General features: G+C 65.4%; 2 protein-coding genes. Both read right to left on the minus strand.

The features are described from left to right. Positions 1-118: 118 nt before the first annotated feature. Positions 119-1,255, minus strand: a complete 1,137-nt coding sequence (locus tag SM191_RS19205; RefSeq protein ID WP_341507613.1) for a hypothetical protein — start codon at positions 1,253-1,255, stop codon at positions 119-121. Beyond that, the coding region (locus SM191_RS19210) for a TonB-dependent receptor (protein ID WP_341507614.1) at positions 1,249-3,610 on the minus strand (2,362 nt) is incomplete at its 5' end. The genes SM191_RS19205 and SM191_RS19210, both read right to left, overlap by 7 nt.

Consider the following 3,610-nt stretch of genomic DNA (forward strand, 5'->3'; position numbering starts at 1 on the left):
ATCCTCCGCCCGTCTCGCGTGCCGCTCCCAATAGGAATTAGTGCGCGCGTCCGCCGAAATATCGCCCGATCGGCGTGCTAGCGTGGACCGCCAGGTACGGGCGCTGACGGCACACGCCTCACCTGTCCAGCATCGTTACAGCCGGTGACACGGACACAGAGGGTGCGCTGGCCGGTACGGTGGCCGGCGATAACAGCAAACCGCTGTCGGTCGCGTAGCGGAAGGTTTCGACGATATCGCCCGTCGTCACCGTCAGCACGCCGTCGGTCAGGTCGTCGGCAACTGTAATGTGCTGGTCGTCCATTCCGGGACATTGGACGATCGCGCCATCGGCAAAGCCTCCCGCCGCCGCAGGGCGCATCAGGCAGGTGCGGCCCCGCCCGTCGGCGATCTCCAGCCATCCGCGTTCGGTGATGCGGTGCGTATAGGCAGTCGCGCGGTCCGGGGCGATGGTCGTGAAGGTCTCACCGCGACCGAACCGCCGATCGGGTGCGTTCAGCCCCTTCACCCCGACCATGTTGTGCGACAGCAACCCGTCGGTGCCGATGTAATAATGGCCAATCTGGGTGCCGGTATTGCCCGGCCAGCGCAGGTGCATGTGAACATGGGGCGGGGCATCGACATGGCCGTGCGGGGCATTGGTGTCGAAGCCCATGATCTGGATGGTCCCCCATCCCCGTTTAACCGCATCCTCGCCCAAGCCGAGCGTCCGCACGACCTGTCGCTGCGCGAATTCCAGCACGTTCGCCGCGCGCCGCTCAAGGACGGGAAAGGCGCCGGTGGCATAGGCACCGGCACGCCGCGCAGGATCGGCATGTTCGAAGCGCAGCACCATGCCAGGCTCGACGATATGGGTTGCGACCTCCGCGGCGGTGATCGCATCCTGCGCGAGCGGGGGGAGCGCCACGACGATGCGGTCGCCGGTCGTCCGAAAGGGCAGTTCCCCGGATTCGAGCAAGACCCGCCGAACGGTGGCGGGACGCGCGTCGAACGCGAGTTCGATGGTGCGCTGCCGCGGCACCCGCAACGCGATGGCCGTTTCGCGCGCATTGTCGGCGTTGAACAGAGGTTCGTCGACGACGCGGCACGCCCTGCACGATGCGGGATCGAAGCGGACGGGTGCGCTCACCGCCCCGTCACTCTTGACGAATTTCAGGACGATACGGACCTCGTCGCGATTGCCGGTCCCCGCCGCCGAAGCGACGGCGGGGACCATTGCGAGCGTGGCGCTGGCCAAGGCCAGTCGCTTCACCATTGCGGCTTCCACGACAGACCGAGCCAGAAGGTGCGGCCTACGGGGAAGAAGTAGTTCACATAGGCCTGATCGACGCCCTGCCGAACGATGAAGGGCGACTTGGTGAGGTTCTGCACCTGCCCGACCAGCTCCACGCCCTCGCGAACGGTCCAGCGCGCCTGCACGTCGATCTGCTGGCGCGGTTCCTGATAGAGGTCGCGGGTCGGGGTATCGCCATCCGCCGATTGCAGCGCACGACCGATGCGGTTGTAGCTGCCGCGCAGCTCGACCGGGCCGATGGCGTAAAAGGCGGTCAGGTTGGCGATGTAGGCGGGTTGCTGGATCAGACCGCTCGTCTTGCGCGTCGCGGGCAGGCCCGATGCAATGCCCGCGGCACTGACGGGCTGGCGATAGGAGCCATCGAGCAGCGTGAAGTTCGCGTTGAAGCCCAACCCCGGCAGCGTGGCGATATGATCCATCGTATAGCCGACCTCCAGCCCCTTCACGTTCGCCCCCACCGCGTTGCGCGGCGTGCTGACGACGACGTTCTGATAGGTCACGCCCTGAAAGGTCGTGGCCGGTCCCATCTGGCTGCTGGTGAAGATCTCGTTGCGGATGTCCTTCACGAACCCGGCGACCGAGATCATGCCTGCGGGCATGTACCATTCGTACGACAGGTCGTAATTCCAGGCCTCGCGCGGCTTCAGGTCGGGGTTGCCGGTGTTGACAGTCAGCGTGCCGTCCGTGCCGATCCCGAACGAGGTGCGCGCGGCATATTGGCTGTAGTCGGGCCGTCCGATCGTCTTCGACACGCCCGCGCGAACGCGCATTCCATCGCCGAGCTGATAGGTTGCCAGTGCTGAGGGCAGCCAATAGCCATAATCGGTCGTGCGCCGCACCGGCTCATAGGCGGTCGCACCGCGAACGGTCGGCGCCTGGTTGGTGTCCACGACAAGATGCGTGCTGTCATAGCGGACGCCGATCTGCGCGTCGAAGCGGTCGGCGCGGAACAGGCCCTGCGCATAGACCGCCTTGGTCGTCTCCACATCGCGGAAGTCGTCGGCGGCGTTGTTCGCGATCTGGTTGGTAGTGGTGAACGAAGCGCGGTTGGCGTCGAACCGCTGCCATGCGGCCGGGCGGTTGATGAGCAGATAGGCCACCGCCGGGGTCAGATACGCCGCCGGCCGCTTGTCGTAGAGAATGCCCGACAGCGTGCCGACCGTGGTTTGGTCGGTGGTCGTGGCGGGGACGTATTCGAGATAGCGCTGGTCGTAGGACAGATCGGTCCGCGTGACCGCCGCCCCGATGTTCGCACCCAAGCCGCGATCATCAGCCGTGGCGTTGAACCCCAGATTGAGCTTGCCGTAGTCGACGGTGGAATCGAGGTCGCGGTTGATGTTACGGAAATAAAGCGCACGGTAGCTGTCGGGATTGGTCGCAGCGGCCGTGTCGTTGATCGTCAGCCGTGGCCGTCCATCGACGATGGTGTAGCCATAGCCATAGGCAGGCAGGAACCCGGCCGACGACGTTCCGGCGCGCGGGTTGGTATCGTATTTGATCATCTCGCGCAGTTCGCGATACTGCGCCTTCGACCGCGCAAGCGTGGTGTCGAGAACGATACCGCCGCCGAAATCATGCCGGCCCTTGGCATCGATCAGCCAGGTGTCGCGCGTTACCGGCTGATAGGTCAGTCCCTGCTGGAGGTCGCCCTGCGCGAACGCGCCGCTGGTTGCGGTGACTGCGGTCGGCGCGCCGGTCGGCAGCGTCAGGATCTCGTAACGGGTCTCGACATCCTTGTCGTGGTAATAGCCGCCGAACAGCGACACTTCGGTCGCGTCGTCGGGCCGCCATTCCAGCTTCAGGTTCCCGCTGAGACGGGTGCGCATATTCTCGAAGAAATAATCCTGGTTGCGAACCGGCACCAGCAAGCCGGTCGACAGGTTCGGAAATGGCGTGCGCGCACCGGCTGGGGTGAAGTAGGACCAGCCAGCACCGTTGCTGTCGCCGGGCAGCTCGGCGCGCGCGGTCGAGGGAAGGCGCTGATACTCGACCGAGGCGACGATGCCGAAGCTTTGACCGGGACCGAAGCGTAGTGCGCCGGTCGCATCGGCGCGGATCGAGGGGCCGCCCTTCTGGATGAGCTTGCCCGCTGTATCGTTATAGCCGCCATTGGCGTTCACGACGAGGAAGCGGTCACCACGGACGTCGAACGCACTCTTCGACACGATATTGATCTGCCCGCCGAGCGCGTGCGGATCATATTGCGCGGTGACGCTCTTGATCGCCTCGATCCGCGACACCAGCGAGGAGGGCAGCATGTCGAGCCGCGCGCCGCGATACACCCAATCAGGCGATGCGAGCGGAATGCCGTCGATC

Source organism: Sphingomonas sp. 2378 (assembly GCF_038084995.1).
Taxonomy (GTDB): domain Bacteria; phylum Pseudomonadota; class Alphaproteobacteria; order Sphingomonadales; family Sphingomonadaceae; genus Sphingomonas.

What these genes read in the sequence shown, in the direction of transcription:
- SM191_RS19205 (WP_341507613.1), bottom strand. Translation starts at nt 1,255, where the DNA reads ATGGTGAAGCGACTGGCCTTGGCCAGCGCCACGCTCGCAATGGTCCCC.